The following is a 17231-nucleotide window of genomic DNA, read 5'->3' as shown; positions in this document are numbered from 1 at the left end:
TCAGGCTCCCTTGGCGAGCAGTGCGTCGAGCTTCTCGTAGCCCTCGTTGACCCCGACGTCCATGCCGCTGGACAGGATCCCGTCGCGGGTCTCGAAGTCCTTGACCACGCTGAGCGTCGTCAGCCGCGTGCGCCCGCCCTCGAGCGCTTCGAAGGTCAGCGTTTCCAGCGCGACGCCGTCGGGTTCGCCTTCGTAGGTGAAGGTCCACACGATCCGCTCGTCCGGCCGCACCTCGTGGTAGCTGCCGAAGAACGACGCGATCTCCTCGCCGTCGCGGTCGTTGGCGAAGGCCCACTCGCCGCCGGTGCGGGCGTCCCACTTGGTGACCCTCGTGGTGACCGAGTGCGGCCCGATCCACTGCGCGAAGAGCTCGGGGTCGACGTGCGCGCGGAACACCTGCGCGGGTGGCGCGTCGAACTCGCGGACGATCTCAATCGTCGGGACCTTCTCGGCCGCGACGATGCGGGCTTCCTGCCTGGTGCTGGTCATGATGCGTCCTCCTGGGGCTGGTCCGTCTCGGACATGCGGGACAGCACGGCGTCCAGGCGCCGGTACCGTTCCTCGGCCGTGCGGCGGTAGCGCTCGATCCACTTCGTCATCAGGTCGAACACCTCCGCGTCGAGGTGGACGGGCCGCCGCTGGGCGTCCTTGCTGCGCGTCACCAGGCCGGCTTCCTCCAGCACCTTCACGTGCTTGGAGATCGCCTGGAGGCTCATGTCGTACGGCTCGGCCAGCTCGCCGACGGTCGCGTCGGCGGCGGCCAGCCGGGCGACCAGGTCGCGCCGGGTCGGATCGGCGAGGGCCGCGAAGACGCGGTTGAGCTGCTCGGTCGTTTCGTCCACCCTGGTTCCTCAACTACTTGGTTGAGAAAGACGGTAGGCGCCTCGGCGGGACGTTGTCAACCAGGAGGTTGAGAAAGGCGCGCCCAGTGCCGGAGATAGCACCGGGGCTGATCACGTAGTGGCGATACATCGTGGTCGCAGGACGGGAAGTCGCCGCAGCGGACTTCGCCCGGGAATGTGCGGTCTCGCGTTCCAGATTTGCGGCGCGGTTTCGCCACTGGCGCATCGAACTGGTCGCGCGGGAATTGCGGAACGGTTCCGCGACATTGGCGACTATTGCCCGTGTCACCGGTTATGGATCGGAAAGCGCGTTGAGCAACGCATTCAAACGGGGTGACGGGCGTCTCGCCGCGGGAGTGCCGCTCCGGGCGCGCCGCGAGCTGATCCTGAACGTCATTCACCCCGTCGCGTAACCTCCAGGGCGCCTCGAATCGGCCTCGATCAGACCGAGTAGCAGTGGTGTTACCGAGCGGTAGAAACGTAGCGTGAGCTGCGGAAACACCGGTCCGGCAAGATCGGCCCCCATCCCCTCAAACTGTGGGCTCAGTCACCGTTTGGTGATATCTCCGTTGCGCGTTCGTAATCTGGCTGAGGCCTCGCGGGAACCTGGAAATCCCCCGTTCCGCATCCCGCACGGCCCCCGCCGGCCTGGCCCCCGACAGGGTCGGCGTGGTTGAACGTCAAGCAAGGAGACCTCCCGTTCATGGGAAGCCACAATTCCACTAATCGTGCTCCCCGAAAGGCGGCCCTGTTTTCCCCGGACAGGTACTGCCCGCGGCACGCAGCCAAACCGAAGAACCTCGGCCGGATCAGCACGCGCACGTCCGTTTCGGCGGGCCTGCTCATGATGTCCATGGCCGGCTCCGCCAGCCCGCTCGCCATGGCGAGCACCGGCGGCGAAGCCGTTCCCCCGGCGCCCGTCGCCGGCGCTGCCCCGGTCGCCGACGCAACCCCGGCCCTCCCGGTCCTCGGGCCGCCGTCGACGTGGATCGTCACCACGCCGGCGACGGTCCTGGACATCCCCGCCGCCCCCGAGACCGCCGCCCCTGAGGCGGCCGCGACGGAGACCGTCGCCGCGGAAACCCCCGCCGCGGCGCCGGCTCCCGCCCCGGAGGTCTTCGACACCACCGGCGACGAGCTCGCCGGCTGGATCAACGAGGCCATCCGCGTCATGCGGGCGCAGGGTGTGCCGGTCGACGGCGGTGACGTGCAGGCGATCCGCACGATCATCGACAAGGAGTCGAGCGGCAACCCACAGGCCGTCAACCGCTGGGACAGCAACTGGCGCGCAGGTCACCCCTCCAAGGGGCTGATGCAGTGCATCGACTCGACCTTCAACGCGCACAAGCTCCCCGGCTACGACGACATCTTCAACCCGGTGCACAACATCATCGCCGGGGTGCGCTACACCATCAGCCGCTACGGCGGTTTCGACGGTCACCCCGGACTGAAGTCGATGCTCAAGGGCAGCGGTTACCGCGGTTACTGACGACGACGAGCGCCCGTCCACTCCGGACGGGCGCCCGTCGTGTCAGCTCGACATGTACGCCCGCCAGCCGCCGTACGCGGTGATGTCCCTGGCAGGGTCCGCGCACGCGGTGTCGGCCACGAAACCGAGCACAGTGGACCCGTCGTCGAGCGTCAACGGGCCCAGGTGCAGGGGCGGCGCGATCGTCGGCAGCAGTGCGCCGATCGCCGCCTCCGGCAGGTCCCACACCTCCAGCTCGATCCCGTCCGCCGGGCCGTCTCCCGTGTGGAGCAGCCCCGGCCGCGGGAACGGACCATCCACTGTGTACATGCGGTGGCCGGGGCCGGTGCGGGCCCGGCTGTGCAGCACCCCGCCCAGCCGCACCAGGTCGCCGTTCGCCGGCTGACCGGACAGGTGTGCGCCCGCGACGGCCAGCAGCGTGCGCGCGGAGGGTGGCGCCACGGTCTCGCCCGTCCACCGCGCGGCCAGGTCCAGCAATGGGCCGTCCGCGAACGCCGGCGCGAGCAGCTGCACCCCGAACGGCAGCCCGTCGGCGCGCGACCCGGCAGGCACGGCGACCGCGCACAGGTCGAGCAGGTTCGCCATGTTCGTGAACGTGCCCAGCCGCGTGTTGACCCCGACCGGATCGGCCGCGACCTCAGCCAGCGTGGGATGCCCCGGCGTCACCGGCAGCAGCAGCGCGTCCGCGCCGGTGAAGGCCCGCTCCGCGAGCCGCCGCAACCGGGCCAGCTCGTGCAGGCCCGCGAAGGCGTCCGCGCCCGAGTACCGGTCCGCGCCCCGCACGATGCCCCGTACCGTCGGGTCCACACCCGGCCCGTCGAGCAGGTGCCCGAACGCCGCCAGCCGCTCGGCCACGAACGCCGCCTCGTAGAGCAGCCGCGCGGCCGCCAGGAACGGCGCGACGTCCACCCGCACCACGTGCGCGACCCGCGCCGCGTGCGTGAGGGCGTCCAGCCACGCCGCTTCGTGCTCCGGATCCAGGTCGAGCGGGCCGTCCGGCGCCGCGATCACCCGCATCCGGCGCGCGACGCCCGGCGGCAGCAGCGCGGGCGCCGGCCGCGACCACGGATCGACCTCGTCGAATGCCACCAGCGCGTCCAGCACCGGCCGCGCCTCGGCGACCGTCCTGGTCAGCGTGGTGATGCAGTCCAGCGACGGGCACGCGGGCAGCAAGCCGCGCGTGGACACCAGCCCCCGGGTCGGCTTCACCCCGATCAGGCCGTTGAACGCCGCCGGGACCCGGCCGCTGCCCGCGGTGTCCGTCCCCAGGGCGAACGGCACCACCCCGAGCGCGACCGCCACCGCGCTGCCCGAACTGCTCCCGCCGCTGACGTGCGCCGGCGAGAAGACGCTGTGACACGCGCCGTAGGGGGAGCGGGTGCCGACCAGGCCGGTGGCGAACTGGTCCAGGTTGGTCTTGCCGATCGGCACCGCGCCGCGGTCCAGCAACCGCTGTACGGCGAACGCGTTCGCCGTCGCCGGCGTGTCCCGCGCCGGGCACCCGCCGGTGGTCGGCACCCCGGCGACGTCGATGTTGTCCTTCACCGCGAACGCAATCCCGGCCAGCGGGCCGTCCGTGGTGGACTGAACCCGGTCCTCGTCCAGCAGCGAGATGAACGCGGGCTGGTCCACCTCCCGCGCCGCCTTCAAGGCAACCAGCGGAGTCAACGATCCCACCTCTCCCGTTCGGCGTCGAACGCCGCCTGCCTGCGTTTGCGGAACAACGCGATCTCCTCGCGGTGCTTCGACTCCAGCTCGTCCACTTCGGACAAGGAAAACTTCGCTGGGCTCGTCTCCAACCCGGATCGTCCGGCCTTGACGTCGGCCCGCAGATCGGCCAGCTCCTCCGCGGTGACCGGGGTGAACCGCAGACGGTCGAACTGGCGCAGCAACCACGGCGGCTCGTCCGAGCCCGGCACGTGCCGCCACACCGGGACCGTCCGCCCGACCAGCTGGTAGCCACCGGGGCCTTCCATCCCGTACACGCACAGGTACGCGCCGCCGATGCCGACGGCGTTCTGCGGCGTCCACGTGCGCGCCGGGTTGTACTTCGTGGTCACCAGCCGGTGCCGCGGATCGGTCGGCAACGCCACCGGGGCGCCCAGGTAGACGTCGCCCAGCCCGATCACCACGTACGTCGCCTCACGCAGGATCCGGAACACGTCGTCGCGCACCGGCAGGTCGTTGATGCGCCGGATGAACTCGACGTTGTCCGGGCACCACGGCGCGTCCGGCCGCACCGAGCGCGTGTACCGCGCCATCGCCTCGTGCGCGGCCGGGTGATCGAACGCGATCGGCAGCGTCACCTCCCGCACGTCGAGCGTCACCCCGGCCGGATCGGGCACCGCACCGGCCAGCTCGTCGAGCAGCCCGGCCAGCCGTTCCAGCGGCAGCCGGTCCGGATCCACCTGGACCAGCAGCGAGCGCACGCCCTCCACGATCTCGGTCACCCCGCCGGTCGCCGACGCGCGCAGCGCCTGGGCGAGCAGGTGCACCCACACCCGCACGTGCAGGTCCAGCACCGCCGGCCCGGCTTCGACGAGCAGGTGGTGGTCGCCGGCTCGGCGCATCACCACCGCCGGATCCGCCCGCTCCCGCAGGAAACCGTGCTCCCGCAACAACTCCGCGCGCGGCGCGGGCAGCATCGGCGCCGGAGCGGGCGTGCCCGCGAACTCGGCCGCGACGGCTGCCCGGGGATCGGCCAACAGTGCCGCCCGCTCCGCGTTGATCGCCTCCGCTTCCGCCGGTGACACCAGCACCAGCCGCACCGGGTCGCCCGGCCGGGCCTGCGCCAGCTTCCAGCGGTCCGCGCGGATCACGGTGAACGGCACCACGAACCCGCCGAGGCTCGGGCCGTCCGGGCCGACCACGACCGGCGTGTCGCCGGACAGCATGATCCCGCCCACCGGGTAGGCGCTGTCGTGGATGTTCGACGGGTGCAGGCCCGCCTCGCCGCCGTCGCGCCGCGACCACTTCGGCGGGGGACCGGTCAGCCGCACACCCGTGCGGTCGGCGCGGTGGTCGACCGTCCACGGTGTTTCCAGCAGCTCCCGCGCGCCCTCCTCGGTGAGGTACTCGGGAGCGCCGTGTGGCCCGGCCAGCACCCGGACCGTCCACTCGGACCCGATGCGGGGCAGGATCGGTGCCACGTCCATCGGTGCGCCCAGGTTCTCGGTGCGTCCGACGGTCAGCTCGTCCCCGGCGGCGAGCGCGCGGCCGTCCAGCCCGCCGAAGCCGCCGAGCAGGAACGTGGCGCGGCTGCCGAACACCTCCGGTACCCGGATCCCGCCCGCGACCGCCAGGTACGCGCGCATCCCGGGCCCGTCGCACGGGCCGACGTCGAGCACCGACCCCGCCGCCACCGGCGTGACGATCCCCGGGCGCAGCGGACGGCCGTCCACCGTGGCCCGGTGCGTCGCACCGGTCAGGCACACCGTGGTGCGCCGGTCGAAGCGCAGCACCGGCCCGGTGACCACCGCTTCCAGGCCGGCCGCGTCCGGCGGGTTGCCCACCGCGGCGTTGGCCAGCGCGAAGGACAGGTCGTCCCACGCGCCCGAGGGCGGCACCCCGACGTCCCACATGCCGCCCCTGCCCGTCAGGTCCTGCACCGTCGTCTGCGTGCCTGGCGTCAGTACCTCCACGGTCACCACCAGCCCAGCAGCCGCACCGGCGTCGGGTTCCACCCGTTGCACGGGTTGTTCAGCTGCGGGCAGTTGCTGATCAGCACGTACAGGTCGCGCTCGGCGCGCACTTCGACATACTTGCCCGGCGCGGACAGGCCGTCCTCGAACGTCAGCCCGCCCTCGGCGGTCAGCGGCACGTTCATGAAGAAGTTGATGTTGTGCCCGAGCTGCCGCGCGCCGATGCCCACCTGCGCCCCGTAGCGCAGGAACGTCTCCCGGCAGGCGTGCTGATGACGGGTGTGCTCGCCGTACCGGACCACATTGGACTCCTGCGCGCACGCCCCGCCCAGGGTGTCGTGGCGGCCGCAGGTGTCGGCGGTGATCGTGGCCAGCACGTCCAGGTTCACCGACAGCAGGCGCGACCCGGTGGTGAGGTAGGCGCTGCCCTGCTCCCGCACGGTGTCCATCGCGCTGTAGCGGTTGTCGATGTCGGCGGCGTCGTAGAACAGGGTGTCCACGGCCTGGTTGCCGTGCAGGTCGACGATGCGGAACGTGCCGCCGGCCGGGATGGTGCCGATGTAGCCGTCACCGTCGGCGACGGTCGTGTCGAGGGCGGCTTCGGTGATCGTGCCGGTCATGCCAGCACCTCCCGGGCGGCTCGCAGGGCGCGGGCGCTTTCGTCGCGGAACGTCCACGACGGGTCGTCCTCGCCGGGTTCGGGAGCGGGCCGGACCTCGGCCAGCACGCCGCCGGGATTCCACTGTGGATCGAGCGGGTGCGGCGACGTGGACAGGACGACCAGCACGTCCATCTCCGCCCGTAGGGCCACCCAGTCGCCCGCCGACGCGTGTCCGGGCGCGAAGGTCAGCACGCCCTCGCCGGAGATCGCGACCTTGCTGAAGAAGTTGACACACGCGTGCAGGTCCGCCGGCCCGCGGCCGTGCTTGCGCAGCTCGCTCAGGAAACCGTCGCGGGCGGACCGGCGCCACGCGTTGCGATCGGCCGAATAGGACGAGGGACCGTACTGCGCGACGTCGACGGAGTGGCCGCTGAGCGCGTCGTGCCAGTCCAGGGACGACCCAGTGACCGAGCACAACGCGGTGCCGCGATCGGACATCAGCACCATCGGCGCCTGGATCCGGGCGCTCATCTGCGCTTTCAACGTGTCCGGGACGTTGAGCCGGTCCACGGGGTGGTGCGCGGCGAACAGCAGCGTCGAGCAGTTCGCGCCGTCACCGGTGGCGGTCAGCTTCAGCTCCCGGCCACCGCGGACCAGGACCGACCAGGCGGCGCCGCCGGGGATCTCGTGGGACAGCAGGACCTCGCTCACGCGGCACCCTCCAGAACCGGCGCCAGCGCGGGGCGGCGCGCCTGCACTGCGTACGCGAGCGCGCCGACGAGCAGCGTGCCGGCGAGGAACAGGGGAGCGAACCACTGCAGGTACGGGTGCCCGCCCTCGGGATCGAACACCTCGGCTCGCGGCCAGCCCAGGTTCACCGCCATCGCCGCGCCCCACACCACCGCGAGCACGTTGACGACCACACCCCAGCGGCCGAGGCTGAAATAGCCCGGTGCGGCAGGCAGCTCACCCCGCAGGCGGCGGATCAGCAGCGGCAGCGTCACCATCAGGTAGGCCAAGTAAAGCAGCATGATGCAGACGCTCGCGACGGTGGTGAACAGCGCAGGGTTGCCGATGTTGATCAGCAGCACCGCCGCCGCGACGACCGCGACCACGACCGAGGCGCGGACCGGGGTGCCGGTGCGCGGGTTGACCTTCGCCAGGCCGCCGGCGAAGGGCAGGACGCGGTCGCGGGCCATCGAGAACACCATCCGGGTGGCGGCGGTCTGGATCGCCAGCGTGCACACCGTCACCGCGATCGCGACGTCCACCAGGAAGACCCGGCCGAGCGTGTCGCCGAGGCGGCTCATCAGCACCCCGGGCAGGCCCAGTGCCGGGTCGCCGAGGCTGCCGTCGGTGACGCTGCCCGCGGCCATCAGGGTGGCCAGCAGCATGAGCGCGCCGCCGAGACCGGAGATCAGCACGGCGCGCAGGATGGTGCGCGGCGTGGTGCGGCGCGGGTTGTGCGTCTCCTCGGACAGCTCGCCCGCGCTGTCGAAGCCGACCAGCACGTAGGCGGCCATCAACCCGGACACCGCGAACGCCCACAGGTAGCTGTGGCCCTCGACGCCCTGCGTCTGCAGCACCACGCCGGGGCCGCGCTCGGCGCGGGAGAACAACGCGACGCACAACAGCGCGACACCCACCAGCTCGCAGGTGACGCCGACGCTGTTGACGACCGACATCAGGCGCACGCCGATCGCGTTGATCGCCGTGGTGACGGCCAGCAGCAGCACGCCCAGCAGGACGGCGTTGGCCGCGCCGGTGGGGGAGGTCAGCGCGGAGTCGCCGGGGATCAGCTGGAAGCCGGACCAGACCGGCGGCAGCACGACCTGGAGGGCGATCGCGGCGCCGGCGAGGGTGACCGTCTGCGCGACGATCATCAGCCAGCCCGCGGTCCAGCCCCACAGCCGCCCCCCGAGACGGCTCGACCACTGGTAGATGACGCCCGAGATCGGGTAGCGGGCCGCCAGCTCGGCGAAGCACAGCGCGACGAGCAGCTGCCCGGCCAGCACGATCGGCCAGGTCCAGAAGAACGCCGGGCCTGCGAAGGAGAAGCCGAAGAAGAACAGCTGGAAGACGGTCGTGAGGATGGAGACGAAGGAGAACCCCGCGGCGAACGACCCGTAGGACCCGATCTTGCGTTTCAGCTGCTGGCCGTAGCCGAAGCCGGAGAGGTCCCCGGCGTCGGCGTCTGGCGTGGTCTGGGGATGCGTGACGGACATACCCACCTCCGGATCATCCCCGGACCACGCACGCAGCCCGGGGCCGTGATGGCCTCCCGGGCTTTTCTCCCGCCGTGGAACGGTTCCGCATCCGGCGCGGACCGCCTGCGTCTCTCGGACCAGACCCACCCGGCGGTGGCGGAACCCTAGACGCGCCCCGCAACTGGTGCGGGTCGTGGAACAGTGCACCCGGCAGCGGTGTCACGACCGCTTCGCGGGCGTTAACGTGGTGTATCGGTGATCGCCTCGGGCGGACGGATCAGGTCATGCGGGGTTAACTTCGCGCGGTCGGGCTATGCCGCGTATCCGCCGTCGATCCGCAGCACCGCGCCGGTGACGTAGGAGGCCTGCGGGCTGGCGAGGAAGACGACGCCCGCGGCGATCTCCTCCGGCCTGCCGTACCGGCCCATCGCCGCGGTCGGGAGGAACGTGGACGCGGCCGGGCCGTCGGCGGGGTTTCCGTCGGTGTCGACGAACCCGGGCTGGACGACGTTGACCGTGATGCCCCGCTGCGCCAGATCGCGGGCCGCGCCCCGGCTGAAGCCCTCGAGGGCCGACTTCGTGCCCGTGTAGTACGCCATCCCCTGGAAACCCGCCCGGGTGGCCACGCCTGAGCTGATGCTGACGATCCGCCCGCCATCGGGCAGCAACGGCACCGCCGCCTGGACCGCGGCCACCACGCTGGTGTAGTTGACGGCGAGCTGCCGCTCGATGGCGGCCTGGTCGACGGGCTCGCTGCCCACGAGGCCGCCACCGCTCACGGCCGCGTTGTTGACCAGGATGTCCAGCTTCCCGAACTGCTCGGCCACGTGGTGGATCAAGCCCGCCGCCTGCGCCGCGTCCGCCTGGTCGGCCTGGAAAGCCGCCGCCCGCACCCCCTTCGCCTCCAGGTCGGCGACCACAGCCTTGGCCTGGTCCGCCGAGGCCGAGTAGCTGATCGCGACGTCGGCGCCCTCGTCGGCCAGCGCCAGCGCCGAGGCCGCCCCGATGCCCCGCGACCCGCCGGTCACGATCGCCACCTTGCCGTCCAGCTTTCCCATGTGTGTTTCCCAACTTTCTCGCGTGCAACGGGCCAAGGAGTTCTTGACCGCGCGGTCCACCATAAGCGTGCTGGACCGCACGGTCAAGAACTCGATATCCTGTCCGCATGGCACGACCGCGATCGTTCGACGAGAAGCAGGTGCTGAACGCCGTCCGTGATCAGTTCTGGGACGCCGGTTACGCGGCGACCTCGTTGGAAGACCTGATGCGGGTCAGCGGCCTCGGCAAGGGCAGCCTGTATGCGGCGTTCGGCGACAAGCGTCAGCTCTTCCTCCGGGCGCTGCGCGCCTACACGGACGACAACCACCGCCGTCTCCGGGAAGCCCTCGCCGAGGCGCCGCGGGCCCTGGACGCACTGCGCATGCTCCTCGAAGCACCGGTCGACGACTCGGGCGTGCGGCGTGGCTGCCTGCTGGCCAACAGCACCAGCGAACTCGGTAACGCCGATCCGGAAGTCCTCGACCACGCTCACCGCGCCTACGAGACGACCACCGCGCTGATCGGCGACTGCGTCGCCCGCGCCCAACGCGAGGGCGACCTGCCGGCCGGAACGGAACCGATCGAACTCGCGAGGGCTCTCCTGGCCGCGCAACAAGGGCTCGTGTTCATGAGCCGGACCGGGCTGGACACGGCCACGCTCACCGCCACGGCACGATCACTGGCGGCTCGGCTCCTGCCGGACCACTCCGGCGCCTGAACCGCCCGTTCGCACTAGAGACGGACGAAGGGTGTTCAAGATCCGTTTGTGACGACAGACCTGAACACGACCGCTTGGCGGGCCGGCGTCGGCTGGCCGGGCACCGAAGCTGACCGACGCCGAGTTGGTCACCCTGGCCGTGGCCCAGGCGTTGCTGGGGTTCACCTCCAAGGCCCGGTGGTTGCGGTTCCTGCCCGTCCGGATGCCCGGCACGTTCCGGTACTTGCCCGGCCAGTCCGGCTACAACCGTCGCCCGCGTGCCGCGTCGCCACTGGTCAAACAGGTGATGCGCTGGCTCGCAGCCGATACCGACCTGTGGACCGACACCACCTGGATCGTCGACTCGACCCCGGTGGAGTGTGGCCGCTCCCTGCCCAGGTACTCATGGCGATCTGCGACCACGAACCCCACCTGCTCACCGAGGGCCCCGGACTGCTGATCATCGCCGACAAGGGCTACGTCTCCCGCGAACTCGACCACTACCTCACCGAGCGCGGCGTCCGGCTGATCCGCCAGCTCATCGAATCGGTCAACGACACCCTCAAAAGCCAACCCACCACCCGATCCCTGACCGCCTACGACCAGTAACAGAGTTACGCATCACCCTTGCCAATCTGGATGCACCTGCCGGTTGCCGGGCCCGGCGCAGCGCTCACTCCGTCGGCGTGCCGATCCGCAGCCGGTTGCCGTCGGGGTCGCGCAGCTCGATCTCCCGCGCCCACGGAGCCTCCTCCACCGGCACGCCGAACGCGGCGGCGATGGCGTCCACATCCCGCAATCGCAGGTAGACCAACGTGTCCGGGCGCGCGTCGCCCGTGTGTTCCGACAGGAACAACCGCACGCGACCCCTGGCAACCTCGACAAAAGCGGGCAGCTCCGGTTCGAAGCGGTGCTCCCACTGCTTGGTGAACCCCAGCCGCTCGTACCAGGCGACCGCCGCCGCGGCGTCCGCCACCCGCAGGATGGGGATGACTTCCTCGTCCACGCGGCCATCGTCGCAGACCCGGCGCGCGGTCAGCCCCCGTACGGCTTGGTGATGATCTCCAGCCGGTGCCCGTTCGGGTCGTTCCAGTACACGCCGCGGCCGCCGTCGTGGTGGTTGATGCGGCCCGGCTCCCGGCCGAACGGGTCCGCCCAGTACTCCAGCCCGCGCGAGGTGATCCGCTCGAAGATGCTGTCGAACTCCGCGTCGCTCACCAGGAAGGCGTAGTGCTGGGGGTGCACCGGCCCGTCGGTGCCGACCACGTCCAGTGACACCTCGTTCGAGGTCTGCACCACCAGGAACGGGCCGTACGGCACCGGATCCGGCAGCCCGAGGATCTCCGTCAGGAACTTCGCCGTCGCCTCCCGGTCGCGGGCCTCGACGATCGTGTGGTTGAGCTGGACGGCCATGGCCTGCTCCCTTCCCCGCAGAAACTTCTGCCTCCCACTGTAGGCCGCCGATAGGCTCGGGAGATGACCGTCGAACACAGCGCCGTGCTCGCTCTGCACTGGCAGGTCAACGTCATCAAACCGGAGGGCTTCTTCGGCGGCATGCTCGCCGCGCCCGTCGAGCGCAGCGGGGTCGTCGGCCGCGCGGTCCGGTTCCACGAGTGGGCCGCCGGCGCCGGCATCCCCATCTACTTCACCCGCTTCACGATCCCCGAGGACGAGGGCAGGCTCGTGCGCAACACCGCGTTCATGACCGCCGTCGGCCAGGCGCAGGAGCAGTTCCGGCCCGGCGCGGCGGGCACCCAGCTCATCCCCGAAATGACCCACCTCGCCAAGCCCGACCACGTCGCCGACAACCAGAAGCTCTCCGGGCTCGCCGGCAACGACCTCGCCGCCCGCCTCGGCGACGCCGGCATCACCACCCTGTACGTCACCGGGGTGGCCACCAACCTGACCGTCGAGCAGACCGCGCGCCACGCCACCGACCTCGGGTTCGTCGTCCACCCGGTGAGCGACTGCGTGGCCGCCGCCGACGAAACCGTGCACCTGGCCTCGCTGGCCAACCTCGACCTCGCCACCGCGGGTTGCCGCACCGCCGCCGAGATCACCGCCGGGTAGCGCTGTCACATCCGCCGCCGCCGTCTCGTCCGGGAAACGATCACTGATTTCCCGGGGAGGGACCCATGGTCGAGGTGACGATCATCGGCGGCGGGATCGGCGGGCTCACGGCCGCCATCGCTGCGGCGGAAGGCGGCGCGCGCGTCGTGCTGCACGAAGCGCACCGCGAACTCGGCGGCCGCGGGCGCACCGCCGCGCCGCCCTACCGCGTCAACGAGGGGCCGCACGCGTTCTACCGGGGCGGCCCGCACTGGAAGTGGCTCGACCGGCGCAAGCTGCTCCGCCCGCTCGCGCCCATCCCGCCCGCCGAGGGGCTGCGGCTGCGCTACCACCACGAGGGCCGGCTGCGGCGGTTGCCACCGCTGGGGATGCTCCGGCAGGTGCTGCGCCGGGAAGCGCCGTCCGACCAGGACGTCGTCACCTGGGCGAGCGCGCTGGCCGGGGAGCGGACCGCCCGGGTCGCCGCGAACTACGTGGCCGTGGCGACGTTCCACCACGACCCCGGGTCGCTGTCGGCCGCTTTCATCCAGGAGCGGTTGCACCGGGCCGGGAAGTTCCCGCCCGAAGCGCACTACGCGCGCGGCGGCTGGGGCGCGGTCCTGGACCGGATGGGCGCGCTGGCGGCCGAGCTCGGCGTGAAGATCGAAACCGGATCACGCGTCGACACCCTGCCCACCGGCGGCCCGGTGATCGTGGCGACCTCGCTCGACGCCGCCCGCACCCTGCTCGGCGACGACGGCCTGCGCTGGCCGAGCGGGCGGACGACGCTGGTCGACGTGGCGGTCCGGACCCGGCGGGGCGACGCGTTCGCGGTGTCGGACCTGGACGCGCCGGGCTGGGTGGAGCGGTTCACCGCGCAGGACCGCACGCTCGCCCCCGAGGGGGAGCAGCTGGTCCAGGCGCAGATCCCGATCGCGCCCGGCGAGGGCAAGTCCGACGGGCTCGCGCGGGCGCACCACCTGCTCGACCTCGGCTACCCCGGCTGGCGCGAGCGGACCACCTGGACGCGCACCGCCGTGGCCGCGGGCCGCACCGGTGCGGTCGACTCGCCGGGGACGAGCTGGCGCGACCGGCCCGCGATCGCGCGCGGCGACGGGGTGTTCCTGGTGGGGGACCAGGTGGCGGCGCCGGGGGTGCTCAGCGAGGTGTCGTTCACCAGCGCGTTGCGGGCGGTGCGGCTGGCGCTGGGGGAGTGAGGGTCAGAACTCGTCGCCGGTGGACAGTTCCTTCTCGAACGTGTCCGCCTGCGCGACGACCGACAGCAGCGGCCGCTCGAACTCCTCCCGCAGGTGCAGCGACGTCAGCGGCACGGTGTGCTTGATCAGCGCCACCCCGTCCACGATCGCGGCGCCGCCGACCGACGAGCCGCCTGCCAGTTCGAGCAGGCGGCGCAGGTCGATCTTGTCGGCCCAGCCGACGGCCGAGGAGATCTCGGCCCACTCGGCGCCGTCGACGTCGGGCAGGTGGTGCACGGTGACCTGCTGGGTGCGGCCGCCGTCGGTGTCCAGGCGGAAGCGCAGCCAGTGCTCGCTCTCCTCCAGCACCTCGTACCGGATGCGTACGTAGTTGATGACGTCCGTCCAGATGGTCACGGGCGTCAGCTTAGCCAGAAGGCTCAGCTCTTGTGTGCGCGCGCCGCGGCGAAGCAGTAGATGCCGAACGCCGCCAGCCCGATCGCCACCATGGCCAGCAGCACGACGCCGTAGGGCTGGGCCGCGAGCGTGCGGAGCGCTTTGTCGACCCCGCCCGCCTGGCCGGCGTCCGAGCGCAGCGCGGCGTACCCGAGCAGGCCGCCGATGATCGCGTACACCACGCCCTTGGCGACGTAGCCCGCCGAGCCGAGCCACTCGACCCACTTGCGGGTGCCCGTCGGCAGGTCCGGCAGGTCCAGGTCCTTGAGGAAGCTGCGCTTGAACCCCTTGACCGCCGCGGCGACGCCGACCGCGACCACCGCCGCCCCGGCGACCGCGACGAGCGCCTGCCCGGCGGGCAGCTGGAGCAGCCGCGCGGTGAACTCCTGCTGCGGCTGGTTGCCGCCGGCCGAGCCGCTGCCGGTGGCGAGCCGGATCGCGGTGTAGGCCAGCGCCAGGACCACCACACCCCGCGCCGCGGACCCGGCGCGCTTGCGCATCCGCTTGCCCCGTTTCGGCACCCACGTGTAGCCGCGGGCGGCCATCATGAACTGCCACACCCCGAACGCGATCAGCCCGATCGCGAGCACCCACAGCACCACCTGGCCGGCCGCGGTGGACCCGACCTCCTGCAGTGCGCCCTTCTGGTCGGCCTCCTTGCCACCGTCCCCCGCCGCGACGCGGATCGCCAGGTAGGCGACCACCAGGTGGACCAGACCCCAGCAGACCATGCCCGCGCGCCCGGCGGCCTGTGCCGCGGAACGGCCTCTCACCCGCGCCGGACGGCCCGTGGTTCTGTTCGTCGCCGCACTGCTCGTCATCGATGCGCCTCCTCATCCACCACCCCCGACCATCACTCGATCGGGGGTACCCCGGAGGCGGTGCCGCTATGCCCGGCGGCGTCGTGTCGGGAAAGGACGGTGCCGGCGGTGACCGCGAGGGCGACCAGACCCGGCGGTGCGGAGTCCCGGACTGCTCGCGGCTTTTTGGCTCTTGTCTTCGGCGGCCCGCGCCGGGTACCTTCAGCTACGACAACATTTCGGGTACCGAACAGTTTGGTGGGCGAAGTGAGCGACGAAACCGACCGGCCCGCGCCGGACAGCATGGCCGGGGAGTCCTTCGGCGAGGTGCTGCTCTCGTTCGCCGGCCGTCTGACCCGGTTGCAGACCGAGATCCTCGCCGGACTGGACGTGCCCCTGACGATCCGGCAGTACCGGATCCTGACCCGGGTGGGCGCGGGCCACACGTCGCTGATGGCGCTGTGCCGCCTGGCCCACCGCAACCCGCCCACCATGTCGGAAAGCGTCAACAAGCTGGTCAAGCAGGGCCTCCTCACCCGCGAGACGAAGGCGGCCGACCGGCGGACCATGGCGCTCGCGCTCACCCCGGAGGGGCGCGAAGCGCAGGAGGCGGGCCGGCTGGCGCTGGAGAAGTTCAGCGCCGAGCTGACCGCGGGGCTGGACGAGCGGATCAAGGACGATCTGCTCACCGTCATGCACCGCATCTACACCGAGACCGAAAGCCGTCTCGACGACCGCTGACGGCCGGGCGCGCCGGCCCGCTCGTCGCGGGCCGTGAATCAAGGGTGTTCGTACACAGAGAGGTGTCCACCCATGCCCAGATCAGGCAGTACGGACGCGCAGTTGCTCCACCGCCTGGACCACGCCGCGTTCACCCCGCAGCACACGCGGATCTACCTGACCGCGATCGCGGGTCATTTCTTCGACGGATTCACCATCAACCTCACCGGTTTCGTCCTGCCGGGCGTGATCGCGGCTTTCGCGCTCACCAGCGGCGAGGCCGGTGCGCTCAGCTCGGCGCTGTTCGCGGGCATGCTGGTCGGCGCCGCGGTCGCCGGCATCGCCTCCGACCGGCTCGGCCGCCGGTACCCGCTCGCCTGCGCGATCCTCGTGTTCGGCGGTTTCTCGCTGCTGGCGGCCGTCGCCTGGAGCTACCCGGTGCTCGTGGCCGCCCGGACCGTCCAGGGCGTCGGGCTGGGCGCCGAGATCGCCATCGTCCTGCCCTACATCGCGGAGTTCGTGCCCATCCGCCGGCGCGGCCCGATGGTCACCCTCGCCACGGCCGCCTGGCTCATCGGGCTGCCGGTCGCCTCCGCGGTGGCCGTCGGCATCGTGCCCGCGCTGGGCTGGCGCTCGATGTTCTTCGTCGGCGCGATCCCCGTGCTGATCGCCGCGCTGGTGGCGCTCACGCTGCCGGAATCCGTGCGGTACCTGCTCTCCCGCGGACGCCGGGAGCAGGCCGGGCGGATCGTCGACCTGCTCACCGGCGCCCCGGTGGGGACGGGCGCCGCCGAACCCGCTTCCGCGGTGCGGCGCGAGCCCACGGGCTCGGTGCGCAACCTGGTGCGCGGCAGGTACCTGCGCTTCACGATCACGCTCTGGGTGATGGAGGTGTGCGCCGGAGCGTTCCTCTACGGACTGTCCACCTGGTTGCCCACCGTGCTGAAGTCCCGCGGCATCGGCCTGTTGTCGAGCTTCGCCTACACGGGCATCATCACCGCCTCCGGAGTCGCCGGCGCCGTCATCGCGGGACAGCTCGTCAACCACATCGGCCGCCGCTGGGCCCTGGCGCCGGCGTTCCTGGTCAGCGGGGCGCTGTGCCTGGTGTGGGGCGCGGTGCAGGGGACGGCCGCCGTGGTGCTGACCGGTGCGCTCGCCACGTTCTTCGGCAGCGGCATCGCCGGCAGCACGCTGTTCGTCTACGCCAGCGAGCTCTACCCGACGGCGAACCGCGCCACCGGCCTCGGCTGGGCGGCCGCCTGGCAGAAGGTCGGCGGGCTGCTCATGCCGGTCACCGTGGGGTTCGTGCTCTCCTGGCACGCCTCCTCCTACGTCTTCTTCGTGCTCTTCGCCGTCCTCTCCGGCATCGCGGCCCTCGCCGGGCTGATCGGGACCCTGGAGACCCGCGGCAAGAGCGTCGAGGAGATCGCCGCCGAACTGTCCACTCCGGACCGGCCCAGTCACCGGCCCGCACCGACCACTGTGGAATAGGGGA

19 protein-coding genes and 1 riboswitch are annotated in these 17231 nt (G+C 71.7%); of the genes, 7 read left to right on the top strand and 12 right to left on the bottom strand.

What is annotated here, in order from left to right; genetic code table 11:
* Together AMY39116_RS0301935 and AMY39116_RS0301930 are read right to left on the bottom strand one after the other, a co-directional pair.
* Window positions 1–489, bottom strand: coding sequence for an SRPBCC family protein (locus AMY39116_RS0301935; RefSeq protein ID WP_020416033.1), 489 nt, complete (start codon window positions 487–489; stop codon window positions 1–3).
* On the bottom strand, window positions 486–842 hold the full coding sequence (locus AMY39116_RS0301930; protein ID WP_020416032.1) for a helix-turn-helix transcriptional regulator: 357 nt from the start codon (window positions 840–842) through the stop codon (window positions 486–488). The genes AMY39116_RS0301935 and AMY39116_RS0301930 overlap by 4 nt, the downstream gene beginning before the upstream one ends.
* A gap of 673 nt (window positions 843–1515) precedes the next feature.
* Here AMY39116_RS0301930 and AMY39116_RS0301925 point away from each other — a divergent pair.
* Window positions 1516–2331 carry a transglycosylase SLT domain-containing protein gene (locus AMY39116_RS0301925; protein WP_235716033.1) on the top strand — a complete coding sequence of 272 codons (816 nt, stop codon included), beginning with the start codon at window positions 1516–1518 and terminating at the stop codon, window positions 2329–2331.
* 42 nt (window positions 2332–2373) lie between these two features.
* Here AMY39116_RS0301925 and atzF read toward each other — a convergent pair whose 3' ends face one another.
* From atzF to AMY39116_RS0301895, 6 genes are all read right to left on the bottom strand, one after another.
* Window positions 2374–4008, bottom strand: a complete 1635-nt coding sequence (gene atzF / locus AMY39116_RS0301920; RefSeq protein WP_202961383.1) for an allophanate hydrolase — start codon at window positions 4006–4008, stop codon at window positions 2374–2376.
* Window positions 3996–5972: a 5-oxoprolinase/urea amidolyase family protein gene (locus AMY39116_RS0301915; RefSeq protein ID WP_202961382.1), complete on the bottom strand. Its 1977-nt coding sequence runs from the start codon at window positions 5970–5972 to the stop codon at window positions 3996–3998. The genes atzF and AMY39116_RS0301915 overlap by 13 nt, the downstream gene beginning before the upstream one ends.
* 2 nt (window positions 5973–5974) lie before the next feature.
* Window positions 5975–6592, bottom strand: a complete 618-nt coding sequence (locus tag AMY39116_RS0301910) for an urea amidolyase associated protein UAAP2 (protein ID WP_020416028.1) — start codon at window positions 6590–6592, stop codon at window positions 5975–5977.
* Window positions 6589–7284, bottom strand: coding sequence for an urea amidolyase associated protein UAAP1 (locus AMY39116_RS0301905; RefSeq protein ID WP_020416027.1), 696 nt, complete (start codon window positions 7282–7284; stop codon window positions 6589–6591). Before AMY39116_RS0301905 ends, AMY39116_RS0301910 begins: the two co-directional genes overlap by 4 nt.
* The gene (locus AMY39116_RS0301900) at window positions 7281–8798 is read right to left on the bottom strand and encodes an amino acid permease (protein WP_020416026.1); all 1518 of its coding nucleotides are present in this window, start codon (window positions 8796–8798) and stop codon (window positions 7281–7283) included. Before AMY39116_RS0301900 ends, AMY39116_RS0301905 begins: the two co-directional genes overlap by 4 nt.
* A 51-nt stretch (window positions 8799–8849) precedes the next feature.
* Window positions 8850–8959: riboswitch (guanidine-I (ykkC/yxkD leader) on the bottom strand.
* A 132-nt stretch (window positions 8960–9091) separates the two neighbouring features.
* Complete coding sequence (locus tag AMY39116_RS0301895; RefSeq protein ID WP_020416025.1) at window positions 9092–9838, bottom strand: SDR family NAD(P)-dependent oxidoreductase; 747 nt, start codon at window positions 9836–9838, stop codon at window positions 9092–9094.
* A 107-nt stretch (window positions 9839–9945) separates the two neighbouring features.
* Between AMY39116_RS0301895 and AMY39116_RS0301890 the strand changes: the two genes are divergently transcribed.
* Together AMY39116_RS0301890 and AMY39116_RS47305 are read left to right on the top strand one after the other, a co-directional pair.
* Window positions 9946–10536: a TetR/AcrR family transcriptional regulator gene (locus AMY39116_RS0301890; RefSeq protein ID WP_020416024.1), complete on the top strand. Its 591-nt coding sequence runs from the start codon at window positions 9946–9948 to the stop codon at window positions 10534–10536.
* Between the two features lie 384 nt (window positions 10537–10920).
* Entirely contained in the window at window positions 10921–11124 is a 204-nt protein-coding gene (locus AMY39116_RS47305; RefSeq protein WP_020416023.1) for a hypothetical protein, read from the top strand.
* Between the two features lie 64 nt (window positions 11125–11188).
* On the opposite strand, the gene AMY39116_RS0301880 is transcribed toward AMY39116_RS47305, so the two are convergent.
* Window positions 11189–11521: a glyoxalase superfamily protein gene (locus tag AMY39116_RS0301880; RefSeq protein WP_020416022.1), complete on the bottom strand. Its 333-nt coding sequence runs from the start codon at window positions 11519–11521 to the stop codon at window positions 11189–11191.
* A gap of 29 nt (window positions 11522–11550) precedes the next feature.
* Window positions 11551–11928: a VOC family protein gene (locus AMY39116_RS0301875; protein WP_020416021.1), complete on the bottom strand. Its 378-nt coding sequence runs from the start codon at window positions 11926–11928 to the stop codon at window positions 11551–11553.
* Between the two features lie 63 nt (window positions 11929–11991).
* On the opposite strand from AMY39116_RS0301875, the gene AMY39116_RS0301870 reads away from it, so the two are divergent.
* Together AMY39116_RS0301870 and AMY39116_RS0301865 are read left to right on the top strand one after the other, a co-directional pair.
* Complete coding sequence (locus tag AMY39116_RS0301870) at window positions 11992–12585, top strand: cysteine hydrolase (RefSeq protein ID WP_020416020.1); 594 nt, start codon at window positions 11992–11994, stop codon at window positions 12583–12585.
* A 65-nt stretch (window positions 12586–12650) separates the two neighbouring features.
* Window positions 12651–13781: an NAD(P)-binding protein gene (locus AMY39116_RS0301865; protein ID WP_020416019.1), complete on the top strand. Its 1131-nt coding sequence runs from the start codon at window positions 12651–12653 to the stop codon at window positions 13779–13781.
* 3 nt (window positions 13782–13784) lie between these two features.
* On the opposite strand, the gene AMY39116_RS0301860 is transcribed toward AMY39116_RS0301865, so the two are convergent.
* Entirely contained in the window at window positions 13785–14177 is a 393-nt protein-coding gene (locus AMY39116_RS0301860; protein WP_020416018.1) for a hypothetical protein, read from the bottom strand.
* A gap of 23 nt (window positions 14178–14200) precedes the next feature.
* Window positions 14201–15037 (bottom strand): DUF1206 domain-containing protein, encoded by an 837-nt coding sequence (locus AMY39116_RS0301855; RefSeq protein WP_051123455.1) that lies wholly within the window; start codon window positions 15035–15037, stop codon window positions 14201–14203.
* A gap of 246 nt (window positions 15038–15283) precedes the next feature.
* On the opposite strand from AMY39116_RS0301855, the gene AMY39116_RS42045 reads away from it, so the two are divergent.
* Window positions 15284–15757, top strand: coding sequence for a MarR family winged helix-turn-helix transcriptional regulator (locus AMY39116_RS42045; protein WP_157358363.1), 474 nt, complete (start codon window positions 15284–15286; stop codon window positions 15755–15757).
* Window positions 15758–15829: 72 nt separating this feature from the next.
* Window positions 15830–17227 carry an MFS transporter gene (locus AMY39116_RS0301845; RefSeq protein ID WP_084505991.1) on the top strand — a complete coding sequence of 466 codons (1398 nt, stop codon included), beginning with the start codon at window positions 15830–15832 and terminating at the stop codon, window positions 17225–17227.
* Window positions 17228–17231 lie beyond the last annotated feature (4 nt).

The sequence above is a fragment of the Amycolatopsis sp. ATCC 39116 genome (assembly GCF_000231075.2).
GTDB classification, from domain to species: Bacteria; Actinomycetota; Actinomycetes; order Mycobacteriales; family Pseudonocardiaceae; genus Amycolatopsis_E; species Amycolatopsis_E tucumanensis.
The sequence above is the reverse complement of the archived record's forward strand: the minus strand, read 5'-3'. Positions and strand labels throughout refer to the sequence as shown.

What these genes read in the sequence shown, in the direction of transcription:
- AMY39116_RS47305 (WP_020416023.1), top strand. Translation starts at nt 10,921, where the DNA reads ATGGCGATCTGCGACCACGAACCCCACCTGCTCACCGAGGGCCCCGGA.
- AMY39116_RS0301865 (WP_020416019.1), top strand. Translation starts at nt 12,651, where the DNA reads ATGGTCGAGGTGACGATCATCGGCGGCGGGATCGGCGGGCTCACGGCC.
- AMY39116_RS0301875 (WP_020416021.1), bottom strand. Translation starts at nt 11,928, where the DNA reads ATGGCCGTCCAGCTCAACCACACGATCGTCGAGGCCCGCGACCGGGAG.
- AMY39116_RS0301855 (WP_051123455.1), bottom strand. Translation starts at nt 15,037, where the DNA reads ATGACGAGCAGTGCGGCGACGAACAGAACCACGGGCCGTCCGGCGCGG.
- AMY39116_RS0301890 (WP_020416024.1), top strand. Translation starts at nt 9,946, where the DNA reads ATGGCACGACCGCGATCGTTCGACGAGAAGCAGGTGCTGAACGCCGTC.
- AMY39116_RS0301900 (WP_020416026.1), bottom strand. Translation starts at nt 8,798, where the DNA reads ATGTCCGTCACGCATCCCCAGACCACGCCAGACGCCGACGCCGGGGAC.
- AMY39116_RS0301870 (WP_020416020.1), top strand. Translation starts at nt 11,992, where the DNA reads ATGACCGTCGAACACAGCGCCGTGCTCGCTCTGCACTGGCAGGTCAAC.
- AMY39116_RS0301845 (WP_084505991.1), top strand. Translation starts at nt 15,830, where the DNA reads ATGCCCAGATCAGGCAGTACGGACGCGCAGTTGCTCCACCGCCTGGAC.
- AMY39116_RS0301910 (WP_020416028.1), bottom strand. Translation starts at nt 6,592, where the DNA reads ATGACCGGCACGATCACCGAAGCCGCCCTCGACACGACCGTCGCCGAC.
- AMY39116_RS0301895 (WP_020416025.1), bottom strand. Translation starts at nt 9,838, where the DNA reads ATGGGAAAGCTGGACGGCAAGGTGGCGATCGTGACCGGCGGGTCGCGG.
- AMY39116_RS0301935 (WP_020416033.1), bottom strand. Translation starts at nt 489, where the DNA reads ATGACCAGCACCAGGCAGGAAGCCCGCATCGTCGCGGCCGAGAAGGTC.